The following is a 14,225-nucleotide window of genomic DNA, read 5'->3' as shown; positions in this document are numbered from 1 at the left end:
CGCGCGCGTCACGTCCGGCATCTGGGAGTGCGTGCGAGGGGTGCGTACGCTAAGGCGTCGTCAGCCGCACGCCGATTTGCTGGGAGCACCGAGATCTTGAATGGCAAGCGCAGGGCCGACGGACCCGCTGTGAAGCGGGCCCCGAAGGAGCCCAAGACCTGGAAGTCGCGGAGCAAGAAGGCCGCGAAGTGGACCGCGATCGTCTCGCTGGTCCTCTCCCTGATGGGGGTCGGCGCCTTCGCCGTGCTCTACAACACCATCGAGGTCCCCAACCCCAACGCCGACTTCAGGACCGAGACGTCGTTCATCTACTACAACAACGGCGAGGACGAGCTCGGCCGCTTCGCGATCCAGGACCGTGACTCGATCGGCCTCGACGAGATGCCGCAGACCCTCAAGGACGCGGTCGTCGCCGCCGAGAACCGCACCTTCTGGACCGACAGCGGCATCGACCCGAAGGGCATCCTGCGTGCGGCGTTCAGCAACGCCCAGGGCAACAGCACCCAGGGTGCCTCGACGATCACCCAGCAGTACGTCAAGATCCTCTACCTCACCCAGGAGCGCTCCCTGACCCGCAAGGTCAAGGAGGCGATCCTCTCGCTCAAGCTCCAGCGCCAGCAGACCAAGTCCGAGATCCTCGAGGGCTACCTCAACACCATCTACTTCGGCCGGGGTGCCTACGGTGTGCAGGCCGCGGCCCAGGCCTACTTCAAGAAGCCCGCCAAGGACCTCAGCCTCCAGCAGTCGGCCGTCCTGGCCAGCGTGCTCAACAACCCGACGAGCTTCGACCCGGCCAACGGCAAGGACGCGAAGACCGCGCTCAAGGGCCGCTACCAGTTCGTGCTCGACGGCATGGCCGAGCTCGACATGATCGACGCCGACGAGGCCGAGAAGGCCCGTGAGAACCTCCCGAAGTTCCCCGTCGTCGACGCCGAGAGCACCTACGGCGGGCAGCGCGGTCATGCGCTCAAGCTGGTCCGCGACGAGCTCAACCGTCTCGGCTTCACCGACGAGGAGATCGACGGCCAGGGCCTGCGGATCACGACCACGTTCACCCAGAAGGCCATGGATGCAGCCAAGGAGGGCGTCTTCGAGGCGCGCCCCGAGGGCTTCAAGGACAAGCAGCTCCACATCGGGGTGGCCTCGGTCGAGCCCGGCACGGGTGCGCTGCGCGGCTTCTACGGCGGCCAGGACTACCTGGACTCCCAGATCAACTGGGCCGAGGCCGGCGGCATGGTCGGCTCGACGATGAAGGCGGTCACCCTCGCGGCCGCGATCCGTGACGGCTACTCGTTGGAGGACACCTTCGAGGGCAACTCGCCCTACGTGTTCCCCGACGGCCTCGAGGTCCAGAACGAGGGTCCCGGCACGGGCAACAACTACGGCTCGTCCGTGGACGCGATCTCTGCGATGGAACAGTCCATCAACACCGCCTTCGTCGACATGTCCAACGCCATGGAGGACGGTCCGCAGAAGATCTACGACATGGGCCGCAAGCTCGGCATCCCGGGCCAGGACTCGTCGAAGAAGTTCCCCGGCATCCCCACCCGCTCGGTCGACATGCTCGCCGAGGACACCCTGATCACGCTGGGCAAGGCCCGGGTCAGCGCCATCAACATGGCCAACACCTACGCCACGATCGCCGCCGGCGGGCAGCGTTCGGAGGTCCACGTGGTCGACAAGGTCGTCGACGCCTCCGGTGAGACGGTCTACGACTACAAGTCCACGGCCGAGGAGGTGCTGGACCCGGACATCGCGGCCGACGTCTCCTACGCGCTGCAGGAGACCGTCGCCGACGGCACCGGCCGCACCGCCGGTGAGCTGGAGTTCCCCGCCGCGGGCAAGACCGGCACCGCCACCAACACCGACGACGACGTGTCCTCGGCGTGGTTCGTCGGCTACACCCCGCAACTGGCCACCGCCGTGATGTACGTGCGTGGCGACGGCGACGACCAGCTCGACGGCTGGCTGCCGTCCTACTTCGGCTCCGCCTTCCCCGCCTCCACCTGGCTCTCGGTGATGCAGCGAGCGATGGAGGGCGAGGAGGTCGAGGAGTTCCCGGAGCCGGTCTTCGTCGACGGCGAGGCCCCCGAGGACGGCCACACCCCGGTGGTCACCCCGCCGCCCGCGCCGAGCCCGACGCGCCAGCCGCCGAAGCCGCCTGAGACGACCCAGACCCCGAGCGAGTCGGCCAGCCCGACGCCGACCCCCACGCCGACGCCGACCCCGACGCCGACCCCCACGCCGACGCCGACCCCGTCGTGCGGCGTGCTGGGCTGCCAGACGCCGAGCCCGTCCGAGCCGCCGCCGAGCAGCGAGCCACCCCCGTCGAGCGCGCCGCCGAGTCCGTCGGCGGCCGCCTCGCGCGGCTACCGCTCGTCGTACGACGCGTGACGCGCGAGCGGTGACCGACACGGGGGCGCCCGAGGACGGTCACGTCCACCCGACCCAGGACGACCCGGTCGTCACCGCGCTGAGCGAGAGCGTGGGTGGCCCGGTCGGGGAGCACGCGGGCCGGGCGCGCTGGTGGACACCGCTGCGCGTCGTCGTGCTGATGGCGGCGTTCGGCTTCGCTCTCGGCCTGGTGCAGAAGGCGCCGTGCGTCGAAGGCACCTGGATCGAGGGCGACACGCGCTACTCCGCGATGTGCTACTCCGACCTGCCTTACCTCTACACGCTGCGCGGCTTCGTCGAGGAGACCTACCCCTACACCGACGACGAGCAGGTGCGGGCGCGCTACGAGTCCATGGAGTACCCCGTCGGGATCTCCTACTGGGCCTGGGGCACCTCGCTGGTCACGCACTGGCTCAACGGATCGCCCGATCTCGAGCCGCGCTACAAGATGAGCGTCGGCGAGCTGCAGACCGATCCGGAGATCCTCGAGGAGACCAGGCTCTACGTCGTGGTCAACGCACTCGGCCTGGCGCTGCTGACGATCCTCGCGGCGGCGCTGCTGACCAAGGTCAACCCGCGGCGCCCGTGGGACGCCGCTCTGTTCGCGCTGGCGCCGGCGCTGGCGCTGACCGGGATGGTCAACTGGGACCTGCTCGCCGTGGCGCTCGTCGCCGGGGCGCTGTGGGCCTGGGCGAAGGACCGGCCCCTGCTGACCGGGGTGCTGATCGGGCTCGGGACGGCCGCCAAGCTCTACCCGCTGTTCCTGCTCGGGGGGCTGCTCGTCATCTGCGCGCGGCAACGCCGCTGGCGCGACCTCGGCGTCGTCGTCGGGAGCGCGGTGGTGGCCTGGGTGCTGACCAACGCCCCGGCGTACGTCGCGAGCCCGACCGAGTGGAAGGTCTTCTGGTCCTTCAACTCCGAGCGAGGTGCCGACCTCGGCTCGATCTGGCTGGTCATCAGCCAGGCCGGCGACCTGTCGCTGTCGGCCGACACCATCAACGACGGCTCGCTGCTCTTCTTCGGGCTCTGGTGCGCCGGCGTGCTCGCGCTCGGCCTGCTCGCGCCGGAGACCCCACGCTTCGCGCAGCTCGGCTTCCTGGTCGTGGCCGGCTTCCTGCTGGTCAACAAGGTCTACTCACCTCAGTACGTCCTGTGGCTGCTGCCGCTGGCCGTCCTCGCCCGCCCGCGCTGGCGCGATCAGCTCATCTGGCAGGCCGGGGAGGTCCTCTACTTCGCGAGCGTGTGGTGGTATCTCGGCGGCTTCCTCGAGCCCTCGCGCGGCGGCGACTCCGGGTTCTACTGGATCGCGATCATCGTGCGGATGGCCTGCGAACTCTACCTCGTGGCGCTCGTGGTGCGCGACGTCGTGCGGCCCTGGCGGGACCCGGTGGAGCGGCCGGTCGACCCTGGTCGGACCGATCCGGGTGTGGCCGATCAGGACACGACGACGCGGTCGAACGTCGTCGCGGTGTAACGCACCCGTACGTCGATCTGCTCGCCGATCGCGGGCACCCGCGCGCCCGCGGGGAGGAACAGCATCGAGGCCTGCATGTGCGGCGGCTCGGCGAAGAGCCGCTGCTTGCCGTCGGTGAAGAACGGCGAGCGGACGAACCCGACCGCGTCCAGGCCACCGCGGGCCAGCGTCGCGGCGCGGGCCTTGATCGACGACGCGCCCTGGGGCGCCTCGAGGCCGATGCCGTGCGCGGTGCCGCCGCTGACGATGAGCAGGTGTCCGCTCTTGGGAGCCGTGCGGGCGCGGTAGCCGAAGGCGTCGCCGCGCTCGAGCTCGTGCACGTCGAGGACGGTGGCGCTGACGTGCAGCGCGCTGCGGTCACCGAGCCAGAGCTGGGTGCCGATGCGCGGGCGCACGGTGTAGTCGGCGTAGGACGTGCGCAGCGCGGAGAGCTCGGCGCCGGTGAGGTGGCTGAGCCAGATCGTGCGGGTGTCGAGGCCGGCGGCGACGACGTCGTTCATCAGCCGGCTGACCTCGGCGAGGTGGGAGCCCTGGGCGAGCGGCAGGTGCATGGCGATGCCCTCGAGGCGGGCGCGCGGGAAGCGCTGCAACGCGCCCGCGGCCGCCCAGAGCTCCCGGGCGGAGAAGCCGTGGCGCTGCATCGAGGTCATCCGCTCCAGCACCAGCCGGGCGTCGGGCTGGCGGGAGAGCAGGCCCTCGAGGTCCTCGACGCGACCGATCGTGTGGACGACGCGGTCGGCGAGGGTCGGGTCGACCTCGAGCGCGACGCCGAAGGGCCGCCACGGGGTGAGGACCAGCAGGCTGCCGTCGAAGCGGGTCCGGACGTGCTCGAGCTCGTGGTACGTGCCGACCGCGATGGTGTCGACGCCGAGCCACTGGGCCTTGCGGGCGAGCCGGCCGCGGGTGAAGCCGTAGCCGTTGCCCTTGATGACGGGCACCAGGCCGGGGTTGGCGTCGGCCACCGCGCGCAGGTGCGCGCGCCAGCGGTCGCCGTCGACGGTGAGGGTCAGGCTCATCGTCGCCCGCCCCCGGAGCGGCGCGCCATGTAGAGCTCGAAGGCCTTGTAGAGCGGTCGGTTGAGCGGCAGGTCCCACTCGCCGGCGTATTCGACGGCCTCGCCGCCCGTGCCGACCTTGAACTGGATCAGGCCGACGTGGGAGTCGTCGGGGTCGAGGGTGTCGGTGATGCCCCGCAGGTCGTAGACGTCGGCACCGGCAGCCAGGGCGTCGGCGATCATCGCCCACTGGACCGCGTTGGAGCCGCGGACGTCGCGCTTCTCGGTGGAGGAGGCACCGTAGGAGTACCACGCGTGGGCACCCACACGGATCGCGATCGTCGAGGCGACCAGGTCGCCCTCGTGCCGGGCGAACCACAGGGTGATCCGGTCGGGGCTCTCGGTGCCCAGAGCCTCGACCATGGTCTGGAAGTAGGACAGCGGTCGCGGGGTGAAGTGGTCGCGCTCGGCGGTGTGGACGTAGAGGTCGTGGAACGCCTTGAGGTCGTCCAGCGCGGCGCTGCCGCGGCTCGAGGTGACCTCGACGCCCTGCTTGGCGGCCTTCTTGATGTTGCGCCGCCAGAGCTGGTTCATCCCCTTCAGGACGTCGTCCTCGGTGCGCGGCTCGCCCGTGGACGGGTCGCTGAGCGGGATCTGGAAGACGTACTGCGGCTGGCCCGCCGCGAAGCCGCCCTCGGCGATCTGGCGACGCCAGCCCAGCTCGTCGAGCTGGGACACGACACGGGCACCCGTGGCGTCGCGCTCGGTGGGGGCGAGGTCGTCGAGGCGTCGTACGGCGTCGTCGGCGATGCCGTCCTTGACCTGGGCCGCCGACCAGCGGCGGGTCACGACCGGTGGGCCCATGCGGACGCCGAAGGCACCCTGCTGCTGGAGGTGGCGCGTGAGCGGGGCCAGCCAGGACACCAGGTCCTCGGTGCCCCAGTCGATGACCGGGCCCTCGGGCAGGTAGGCGAGGTAGCGCTTGACCTTGGGGAGCTGGCGGTAGAGCACCAGCGCAACGCCGACGAGCTCACCCTGCGTGCCTGCACCGGAGCCGGCCCGGTGCCAGCCGAGGGACTCACGGCGCCACTCGCTCTTGACCTTGCCCCAGGCGGGGGTCTGGAGAAAGCTCGCGGACCTCCGGGTCGCGAGGAAGGAGAGGTGCTCCTCCTCGGAGATCACTCGCACGCTCAACCCGTTGTCAGCCACGGCTCGAGGCTACCGGCCGGTGGCGGCGGTGACATGTCCTGGGGGACGGGCCGGGTCAGAGGCGCGCGCGCAGCCAGGCGAAGTCGGCGACATGGGCGTCGGCGGGCCCGGGGGTCTCGCAGACGACCGGGGCGCCGGCGTCGCGGACGACCGCCGCGAGCAGGTCGGGGTCGATCGTGCCGGCTCCGAAGCTGGCGTGCCGGTCGGCACCGGAGTCGAACTGGTCACGGCTGTCGTTGCAGTGGACCAGGTCGATGCGGCCGGTGATGGCGAGGACGTCGGCGACGACCGTCTCCAGCGGGTTTCCGCCGGCGTGGGCGTGGCAGGTGTCGAGGCAGAAGCCGACCTGGTCGGCCTGCTCGGCGCCGGAGATGGCGTCCCACACGCGCCCGATGCGATCGAGGTGGCGGGTCATGGCGTTGTCGCCGCCGGCGGTGTTCTCGATGAGCAGCGGGAGCTTGAGGTCGGTCGCCTCGATGGCCTTGCGCCAGTTGTCGAACCCCTTCTCGGGATCATCCGCCTTGTTGACGTGGCCGCCATGGACGATCAGGCCCTTGGCGCCGATCGAGGCCGCGGCGTCGACGTGCTGCTGGAGCAGCTTGCGGCTCGGGATGCGGATCCTGTTGTTGGTCGTGGCGACGTTGATGATGTAGGGCGCGTGGACGTAGAGATCGATCCCCGCGGCCTCGGCGTCGGCCTTGAGGCCCTCGGCTCCTCCGGCGTAGGCGAACTCGGGCCCCTGGTAGCCCTGGGGGTCGCCGAGGAAGAACTGCACCAGTGGCGCCTGCCGGGCCCTGGCCTCGGCGAGGGGGTCGGTCTGGTCGACGTGGGCGCCGATGGCGAGGGGGCTCGAGGCTGTGCCGGTCATGGCGCCATCGTAGGGAGGGGCGCCGACGGGGCGGTGGGCCGTCGTACGCCGGACGCGGCGGCGACCGGAGCGTGCGTCAGCCGCGGCTGACCGACACCAGCAGGGCGACCGCGGCCGTGATCGCCGACGCCTCGGTCTCGTCGGTGGTCACGACGTCCACGACGATGCTGGTCGAGCCCTCGAAGTAGTAGCCCTGGGGTCCGACGAACGTCACGCAGGCGAATGCCTGGTCCCCGCCCTCGGCCTCGGTGACGGCTCCCTCGCACAGGTCGCGGGTGCCGGCGGCGTAGTCCGCGGTGTCGACCTGCAGCTGGGTCACGTTGAGCGTGGCCGAGGCCGGGGACGACTCCGCCACCGCGTCGAACAGGCAGGTCTGCGGGCCGGCGGCTGCGAGCGCCATCTCCTCGCCGAGCGCTGCGGTCACGGCCGCGAGGGGCAGGAACGGGCAGGTCCCCGACGTCGCGGGAGTGGCGTCGGTCGCGCTCTGCGTCGGGCTCTGCGTCGGGCTCGACGACGTGCTCTGCGACGGGGTGCCGCTGACCTCGATCTCGGCATCGTCGCCGTCGCCGCATCCGGCGAGCAGCAGGGCCGCGAGGGACACGACGCTCAGGAGGCGGTTCATCTGGCCATCATCGACCCCGGTCGCTCGAAGGTCACCTGTTCCCTGCCGGGTCTTGGTCGTCGCCAAGGTCGCGCGAGGGGCCTAGGCTCACCACGTCTCGCACCAGGAGGTCGCCATGAGCGCCATCAGCATCCAGTCCTCCACCCAGACGTGGAGCGCCGATGCTCCGCGGGTCTTCCGGATCGGCCGGGAGGACGGGTGCGACGTCGTCGCCGAGGATCCCACCGTGTCCCGCCAGCACGCCGAGATCCGCGCGCTCGGCGACGGGTGGGAGGTCGTCGACCTCGCCAGCTCCCACGGCACGTGGGTCAACGGCCGACGCGTGGCGCGCGCCGACCTGACCGGCACGACCGCGATCACCTTCGGCGCCCAGGGCGGCGGTCTGGCGCTCACCGTGACGGTCTCCGTAGCGGCACCCGGCGCGACACCGGGCACGGCACCGGCCGCACCGGGCACGACGCCGGCCGCACCGGGCGCGCCGTACGGCGCCGTCCCCCCGCCGTACGTCCCCGGCCCTCCGGGTGCTCCGCTGCCGGCCCCCGGCGCCAGGCCGTACGCCGCCCCACCCGCCTACACGCCTCCGCCGCTGCTCGCGCAGACGATCGTCACCGGGCCCGGCGCCGCGCAGCCCGGAGCGGGCGGCGGACCGGGCGGGCCGGGCGGTGGCCCGGGTCTCCTCGTACGACGCCGGGTGGGAGCGGACCTGCGCTTCGACACCCACGCGCCCGTGCGGATCGGTCGCGACCCCAGCTTCGAGGTCGTGGCCGACGACGCGGCGGTCTCGCGCCTCCACGCGGTCGTCGAGCCGCGGCCCGACGGGTGGTGGTGGGTCGACCGCTCGACCAGCGGCTCCTACGTCGACGGCGAGCGGATCACCACCTTCAGGATCACCGAGCCGGTCGAGATCCTGCTCGGCCACCCGACCGCCGGCCTCGAGCTCGAGGTCGTCCCCGTCGTGGCGGCGGGTCAGGCCGCGGCAGCGATCGTGAAGAGGAAGCGCCGACGCACGCTGTCCGTCGTCGGTGCGGCCGTCGGGGCGCTGGTGCTGCTCGGCGGCGGCGTCACTGCCGCGGTCGTGCTCGGCGGTGACGACGCCCCGGCCCCGGTCGCGACGCAGGGCGGGCTCAGCGACGTCGCCCTCGCGCGGGCCAAGGCGGCCGCGGTGTTCCTCATCGCCGTCGACGCGACCGGCACGCCCACCCACTCCGGCTCCGGGAGCATCATCAGCGAGGACGGGCTGATCCTCACCAACGCCCACGTGGCGCAGCCGTCGGCGCCCGGTCAGGGAGCGAGCGAGACCCCCGACCCCGACTACCTGCTGGTCTCGCTGACCTCGCCCGAGGACGACAAGCCGGCGACCGCGGCGTTCCGTGCCGAGCCGATCGTCACCGACGGCTACCTCGACCTCTCGGTCCTCCAGATCGTCGCCGACGCCGACGGCAACCCCCTCGACGGGCCGGCGATGAACCTGCCGGAGCCGTTGCCGATCGGCGACAGCGCCGACCTGCGCACCGGGGACGAGATCACCGCGCTCGGCTACCCCTCGATCGGCAACGTCACCGCGTCGCTCGACCGGCCGCTGACCGTGACCCGCGGTGTCGTGTCGACCTTCCAGGCCGACGAGGTGATCGGCACCGAGCGTGGCCTGATCGACAGCGACGTCCGGCTCGGTTCCGGCAACTCCGGTGGCCCCTCCATCAACGACGACGGCGAGCTGATCGGCATCAACACCGCCGTGATCACCGCCGGCTCCTCCGATGCCGGCGCGATCACCCAGGGCTCGGCGCTGATCCGCCCGGTCGACCTCGCTGAGGAGGTCCTGCGGATCGCGGAGGAGGGCGGCGACCCGGCCTACGTCTCGCCGTACGTCGAGGACCTCCCGGTCGTCGAGGAGCCGCCGGCCGATGCCGCCTTCCAGGCGGCCGGCTGGGTGCGCGACGGGGAGCAGGGCGACTGCGCCGGGCAGAGCACGCTCGAGGAGCCGCAGATCCTCAGCGTGGCGCCGGGGGAGACGGTCTACGCCGAGTACGTCATCACCGGCCTGGCCGACGGCACCCCGATCGGCGTGACGCTCTACTCCCTCGACGGCGGCACCCAGATCGGCTCCCTGCAGGACACCTGGGCCTTCGGCCCCGACGCGGTCTGCATCTATGTGCCGTTCGAGGTGCCCGCCGGCGAGCCCGGGATGAACGGTGCGTTCGTCGTCGGCGCGGACGGGCAGGCGGTCGTCGACAACCCGCTGGCCTTCCAGTAGGCATGTTCACGCTTCGAACCTCCCGCGCGGGTTGTGGATCGGCGTCGCAGCCGGCCCGACGCTCGCCCTAGGCTCGGAGGATGGTGATCGTGCTGCTCGCGGCGGCCGTGCTGCTGCTCCTCGTGGGCTGGGGGCTGCTGCTCAGGTCGCGGCGAGGGCCGCGGCGGCGCTGAGGCCGATCGCTGCGACGAAGCAGAGGCAGGCGAGCACGGTGACGAGCCACGCCGCGGCGCGGGGGAGGCCGGGGGCGGGGCCGAGCCGGTCGGGGACGTGGGGCCAGGTCCGAGGTGGCGGCACGTCGAGTCGGCGCAGTGTCGCGAGTGCTGCGGCGGCGCAGGTCGGTCGGAGGTCGGGGTCCGGGTCGGCCAGGGCGTCGAGCAGCGGGCCGAGCGGGCCGCGGGGGCGCACCGGTCCTGCGGCCCCGTGGGTCGGGTCGTGGCCGTTGAGGAGCCGGCGGCCGAGCACGCCGACGGAGTAGAGGTCCTGGCGCGGGTCGGGCGGGGCGCCCCGCTCCTGCTCCGGAGCGGCCCAGCCGTAGGTGCCGATCGGCCCGCTGCGGGTGAGCCGGCTCGCGCCCAGGAGTCCCGCGACGCCGAAGTCGGCGAGGCGCAGGTGGGGTCGACCGTCGCCGGTGGGCTCGAGCAGGAGGTTGGCCGGCTTGACGTCGCGGTGGACGACGCCGGCCGCGTGCACCGCCACCAGCGCCTGGAGGAGCTGGTCGAGGAGCTCGGCCACGGTGCCCTCGGGCAGGGTCGGGTGGCCGTCGAGCAGGGTCGCGAGCGACCCGCCGGCGATCAGGTCCATGCTGAGCAGCACCCGCTCGTCGGCCGCGGCCCAGCCTGCGGGCGTGACGACGTGGGGGTGCTGGACCCGCACCGCCTGCTCGCGCACGAAGCGCTGGAGGAGGGCGTCGTCGTGAGGGCCGAGGACCTTGGCGGCCACGTGCCGTCCCTCTCGCAGGTCCCACGCCCGCCACACCGACCCCGTCGCACCCGCGCCGATCTCGTCGAGCAGCAGGTAGCGGCCCGCCAGCGGTGCGCGTACGTCGTACATGCGGCGACGATAGGTGCGACCGGGACTGCTCGGGCCGCGATTTCCACAGGGTCTCCGCGCGCTGTTAACCTTGCCTGTCTTCGTGCCGCCCCACCGACGGGTCACCGGCACGAGATGATCTGCAAGGCCCTCCTGCCACGGAGAGACCGTGGCCGCCAAGTCCAAAGGAGGTAGTTCCGCTTTGCGCAACTACGAAGTCATGGTCATCCTCGATCCCAGCATCGAGGAGCGCACCGTTCAGGACTCGCTCGACAAATACCTCAACGTCATCCGCAACGATGGTGGCACCGTCGACAACGTCGACGTCTGGGGACGCCGTCGCCTGGCCTACGAGATCAAGAAGAACGCCGAAGGCATCTACGCCGTCATCCGCCTGAGCGCGGAGCCGGCCACGGTCAAGGAGTTCGACCGCCAGCTCACGCTCAACGAGGCCATCTTGCGCACCAAGGTGATCCGGCCGGGCGCTCGCTCGCTCACGTGACGCAGGTCGTCCCTGTGGACGACCACTTTCCCTTGTCGGCGCTCAGGGCTTGGATGAGCCTGGACGCAGACATGGGAACACCACAACGGATCAACTAGGGAGACCTGACATGGCAGGCGAGACCATCATCACCGTGGTCGGCAACCTCGTCGACGACCCGGAGCTCCGCTTCACCCCCTCGGGTGCCGCGGTCGCCAACTTCCGGATCGCGTCGACGCCGCGCACCTTCGACAAGCAGTCCAACGACTGGAAGGACGGCGACTCGCTCTTCCTCTCGTGTGCCGTGTGGCGCCAGGCGGCGGAGAACGTCGCCGAGTCGCTGCAGAAGGGCATGCGTGTCGTCGTGACCGGCCGGCTCAAGTCGCGCCAGTACGAGACGCGTGAGGGTGAGAAGCGCACCGTCATGGAGATCGAGGTCGAAGAGGTCGGCCCTTCGCTGAAGTACGCCACGGCGAAGGTCGCCCGCGCCTCCCGCTCCGGAGGGGGTGGCGGCGGCTACGGCGGCGGCCAGCCCTCGGGCGGCCAGCCCTCGGGCGGCGGCAGCCAGGGCGGCGACGACCCGTGGGCCACCGCGTCGCCGGCGCGTCCCGCTGCCAGTGGTCCCGCGGGCGGCGCTCCGGCGTCCGATCCCTGGGGTGCCCCGGGCGTCGGCGCCGAAGAACCTCCCTTCTGATCCGCTCAGCACCACCCATCGCAATCAACCCGAACCATTCCGACGTCGCACGCACGTGTGCGGGGCCGGGCTTCTAGAGAGGAAGCACCACAATGGCCAAGGCAGTGATTCGCAAGCCCAAGAAGAAGGTTTGCCAGTTCTGCAAGGAGAAGGCGACCGGTGTCGACTACAAGGACACCGCCCTGCTCCGCAAGTTCATCTCCGACCGCGGCAAGATTCGCGCGCGTCGGGTCACCGGCAACTGCGTCCAGCACCAGCGCGACGTCGCCATCGCCGTCAAGAACGCGCGTGAGGTAGCCCTGCTGCCCTACTCGTCCACCGGCCGATAAGGCGAGGAGACACCACCATGAAGCTCATCCTCACGCAGGAGGTCACCGGTCTCGGTGCCCCCGGCGACATCGTCGAGGTCAAGGACGGCTACGGCCGCAACTACCTCATCCCGCGCAACGTCGCGATCCGCTGGACGCGTGGCGGCGAGAAGCAGGTCGCCTCGATCAAGGCTGCTCGCTCCTCGCGCTCGGTGCGCGACCACGACCACGCCGCGCAGATCAAGACCAAGCTGGAGTCCGCTCCGGTCGACGTCAAGGTCCGCGCCGGCGAGGGCGGCCGCCTGTTCGGCGCCGTGACCGTGGCCGACATCGCCGAGGCCATCGCGGAGGTCTCGGGCGAGGCCGTCGACAAGCGCACGATCGTGGTGACCAACCCGATCAAGGCGCTGGGCAACCACGAGGTCTCGATCAAGCTGCACGACGAGGTGTCCGCCCAGGTGGCCCTCAACATCATCCCGGCCTGATCGAGCACCACGCACCACGCACGACCCCGACGGGGCCGTCCTCCTGTGGGAGGGCGGCCCCGTTGTGTGTGTCCGGGTTCAACCAGGATCGCCGAGGCGGCGCGATGTCGCACGCGAGGGCGGGCCAGGCTGCAACATCGCGCCGACTCGGCGTACGACGGGTCAGCGGCCGCCGACGGGCTGGATCAGGAGGGCGTCGATGCGGGCGACCTTGTTGGGACCGAGCGACTTGACCCGGATGGTGATCCTGCCGCTGGCGAGCGGGCTGAACTCGTCGCGGATGACGTAGACCTTGAAGCGGGTGAACGTCTTCGCGAAGAGGCTGATCGTGCGGCGCTGGCCGTTGCCGATCTGGAGGTCGATCCTGCCGAGGTTGGGACCGGCGGGGGCGATCAGGCGCAGCTCGCGGACCTGGACCGGGTTGGTGATGAGGGTGGCGCCGACGTTGCGCGCCTCGAGGTAGTCGGCGGCGAAATAGCCCCCCTCCTTGACCTGGCGCCAGCCCTGGGTGGACTTGAGGTTGCGCGGCACGGCGAAGATGATCTTGGCGGCCTTCATGCTGCTGTTGCCGGCGAGGTCGGTCGCGGTGGCCTCGAAGGTCTTGTTGCCGGGCGTGAGGTTCTTCAGGCTGGTGAAGCCCTCCTGGCAGGGGACCTTCACCTCGTTGAGGGTGCAGTCGTAGGTCGCGCCCTCCCCGGCCCGGCTCTCACTGGAGGTGAGCCGCACCTGGATGTTGCGCGACGTCACCATGGGGAACTCGGGGCGGATCTTGTCGAAGGGCTCGTTGAAGATGAACGTCGAGGGCTCGGCCGTGTCGACCTTGAAACCGGCCGAGGCCGGTGAGGCGCTGTCGTCGTCGGGAGCAGTCTCGGTCTGGGGGGCCAGGATGTTGGTCGTGTCGGTCCAGCTGACGGCGGCGTCCGCGGTGTCCACCGCGTAGACCCGGAAGTCGTAACCCCCGTCGATCTTGCGGTCGGCGAGGTCTGCATAGGTGACGGTGCCTCGCGCACCCTGCGCGCCGGCCGAGCAGTCCCTCCACTCCCCGTTGCTGGCACCGTCGAGGCGGCACATGAACCCCCAGGGGCCCTGGTCGGCGTCGGAGACGACTGCCTCGAAGGTGATGGTCACGTCGTTGCCGCGCACGTAGCCGGCCCCGCTCAGGTCGGGTCCCACGGTCAGGACGCGGGTGTCCGGGGGAGTGTCGTCGTCACAGCCCTCGGAGTTGAGGAGGGTGCGGTTGTCGTCGGTCAGGCATCCCGGGGAGGCGTGGACAGGGACGGCGACGGTGAGTGCGGGGAGCAGCCCGGCGACGAGGATCCCGGCGGCGAGCGTGGCGGCACGGCGACGGGAGGGGCGGGGGTTCGACATGGGCTCTCCTGGAACGGGACGCAAGCGGCAGGGGATATAACG

Annotated in this window: 13 protein-coding genes; 7 read left to right on the top strand and 6 right to left on the bottom strand. The window is 71.3% G+C overall.

Annotated features, from left to right (window positions below; all coding sequences use genetic code 11):
* Window positions 1-129: 129 nt before the first annotated feature.
* Both BM204_RS09105 and BM204_RS09100 read left to right on the top strand, forming a co-directional pair.
* Window positions 130-2,394, top strand: a complete 2,265-nt coding sequence (locus BM204_RS09105; RefSeq protein WP_246166594.1) for a transglycosylase domain-containing protein — start codon at window positions 130-132, stop codon at window positions 2,392-2,394.
* 10 nt (window positions 2,395-2,404) lie between these two features.
* Window positions 2,405-3,868 carry a glycosyltransferase family 87 protein gene (locus BM204_RS09100; protein WP_091112303.1) on the top strand — a complete coding sequence of 488 codons (1,464 nt, stop codon included), beginning with the start codon at window positions 2,405-2,407 and terminating at the stop codon, window positions 3,866-3,868.
* Here the strand turns inward: BM204_RS09100 and BM204_RS09095 are convergent.
* From BM204_RS09095 to BM204_RS09080, 4 genes are all read right to left on the bottom strand, one after another.
* Entirely contained in the window at window positions 3,829-4,884 is a 1,056-nt protein-coding gene (locus BM204_RS09095; RefSeq protein ID WP_091112300.1) for an alanine racemase, read from the bottom strand. The two genes, BM204_RS09100 and BM204_RS09095, sit on opposite strands and share 40 nt — an antisense overlap.
* Window positions 4,881-6,071: a lipid II:glycine glycyltransferase FemX gene (locus tag BM204_RS09090; protein WP_281290226.1), complete on the bottom strand. Its 1,191-nt coding sequence runs from the start codon at window positions 6,069-6,071 to the stop codon at window positions 4,881-4,883. Before BM204_RS09090 ends, BM204_RS09095 begins: the two co-directional genes overlap by 4 nt.
* 55 nt (window positions 6,072-6,126) lie before the next feature.
* A complete protein-coding gene (locus BM204_RS09085) occupies window positions 6,127-6,939 on the bottom strand; it encodes a deoxyribonuclease IV (protein ID WP_091112299.1) in 813 nt (270 codons plus the stop codon).
* Window positions 6,940-7,015: 76 nt separating this feature from the next.
* Window positions 7,016-7,561 carry a hypothetical protein gene (locus BM204_RS09080; protein WP_091112296.1) on the bottom strand — a complete coding sequence of 182 codons (546 nt, stop codon included), beginning with the start codon at window positions 7,559-7,561 and terminating at the stop codon, window positions 7,016-7,018.
* A 115-nt stretch (window positions 7,562-7,676) separates the two neighbouring features.
* On the opposite strand from BM204_RS09080, the gene BM204_RS09075 reads away from it, so the two are divergent.
* Window positions 7,677-9,815: an FHA domain-containing protein gene (locus tag BM204_RS09075; RefSeq protein ID WP_091112294.1), complete on the top strand. Its 2,139-nt coding sequence runs from the start codon at window positions 7,677-7,679 to the stop codon at window positions 9,813-9,815.
* A gap of 141 nt (window positions 9,816-9,956) precedes the next feature.
* Here BM204_RS09075 and BM204_RS09070 read toward each other — a convergent pair whose 3' ends face one another.
* Window positions 9,957-10,868: a serine/threonine-protein kinase gene (locus BM204_RS09070; protein ID WP_091112292.1), complete on the bottom strand. Its 912-nt coding sequence runs from the start codon at window positions 10,866-10,868 to the stop codon at window positions 9,957-9,959.
* A 181-nt stretch (window positions 10,869-11,049) separates the two neighbouring features.
* Here BM204_RS09070 and rpsF point away from each other — a divergent pair, with 181 nt between their 5' ends.
* From rpsF to rplI, 4 genes are all read left to right on the top strand, one after another.
* The gene (gene rpsF, locus BM204_RS09065) at window positions 11,050-11,349 is read left to right on the top strand and encodes a 30S ribosomal protein S6 (protein ID WP_091112290.1); all 300 of its coding nucleotides are present in this window, start codon (window positions 11,050-11,052) and stop codon (window positions 11,347-11,349) included.
* Window positions 11,350-11,458: 109 nt separating this feature from the next.
* Entirely contained in the window at window positions 11,459-12,022 is a 564-nt protein-coding gene (locus BM204_RS09060) for a single-stranded DNA-binding protein (RefSeq protein WP_091112288.1), read from the top strand.
* A 92-nt stretch (window positions 12,023-12,114) separates the two neighbouring features.
* Complete coding sequence (rpsR, locus tag BM204_RS09055) at window positions 12,115-12,351, top strand: 30S ribosomal protein S18 (RefSeq protein WP_091025292.1); 237 nt, start codon at window positions 12,115-12,117, stop codon at window positions 12,349-12,351.
* Window positions 12,352-12,368: 17 nt separating this feature from the next.
* Entirely contained in the window at window positions 12,369-12,815 is a 447-nt protein-coding gene (gene rplI / locus BM204_RS09050; RefSeq protein ID WP_091112285.1) for a 50S ribosomal protein L9, read from the top strand.
* Between the two features lie 162 nt (window positions 12,816-12,977).
* Here the strand turns inward: rplI and BM204_RS09045 are convergent, their stop codons facing one another.
* Complete coding sequence (locus BM204_RS09045) at window positions 12,978-14,183, bottom strand: hypothetical protein (protein ID WP_091112284.1); 1,206 nt, start codon at window positions 14,181-14,183, stop codon at window positions 12,978-12,980.
* Window positions 14,184-14,225 lie beyond the last annotated feature (42 nt).

The organism is Nocardioides psychrotolerans, assembly GCF_900113685.1.
Taxonomy (GTDB): Bacteria; Actinomycetota; Actinomycetes; order Propionibacteriales; family Nocardioidaceae; genus Nocardioides; species Nocardioides psychrotolerans.
Note: the sequence above shows the minus strand (reverse complement) of the source record. Positions and strands in the feature narration are given on the sequence as shown.

Bases quoted from the DNA above. Each gene is read 5' to 3' on its own strand.
- BM204_RS09095 (WP_091112300.1), bottom strand. From the start codon at position 4,884: ATGAGCCTGACCCTCACCGTCGACGGCGACCGCTGGCGCGCGCACCTG.
- BM204_RS09085 (WP_091112299.1), bottom strand. From the start codon at position 6,939: ATGACCGGCACAGCCTCGAGCCCCCTCGCCATCGGCGCCCACGTCGAC.
- BM204_RS09080 (WP_091112296.1), bottom strand. From the start codon at position 7,561: ATGAACCGCCTCCTGAGCGTCGTGTCCCTCGCGGCCCTGCTGCTCGCC.
- BM204_RS09075 (WP_091112294.1), top strand. From the start codon at position 7,677: ATGAGCGCCATCAGCATCCAGTCCTCCACCCAGACGTGGAGCGCCGAT.
- BM204_RS09070 (WP_091112292.1), bottom strand. From the start codon at position 10,868: ATGTACGACGTACGCGCACCGCTGGCGGGCCGCTACCTGCTGCTCGAC.
- BM204_RS09060 (WP_091112288.1), top strand. From the start codon at position 11,459: ATGGCAGGCGAGACCATCATCACCGTGGTCGGCAACCTCGTCGACGAC.
- rpsR (WP_091025292.1), top strand. From the start codon at position 12,115: ATGGCCAAGGCAGTGATTCGCAAGCCCAAGAAGAAGGTTTGCCAGTTC.
- rplI (WP_091112285.1), top strand. From the start codon at position 12,369: ATGAAGCTCATCCTCACGCAGGAGGTCACCGGTCTCGGTGCCCCCGGC.
- BM204_RS09045 (WP_091112284.1), bottom strand. From the start codon at position 14,183: ATGTCGAACCCCCGCCCCTCCCGTCGCCGTGCCGCCACGCTCGCCGCC.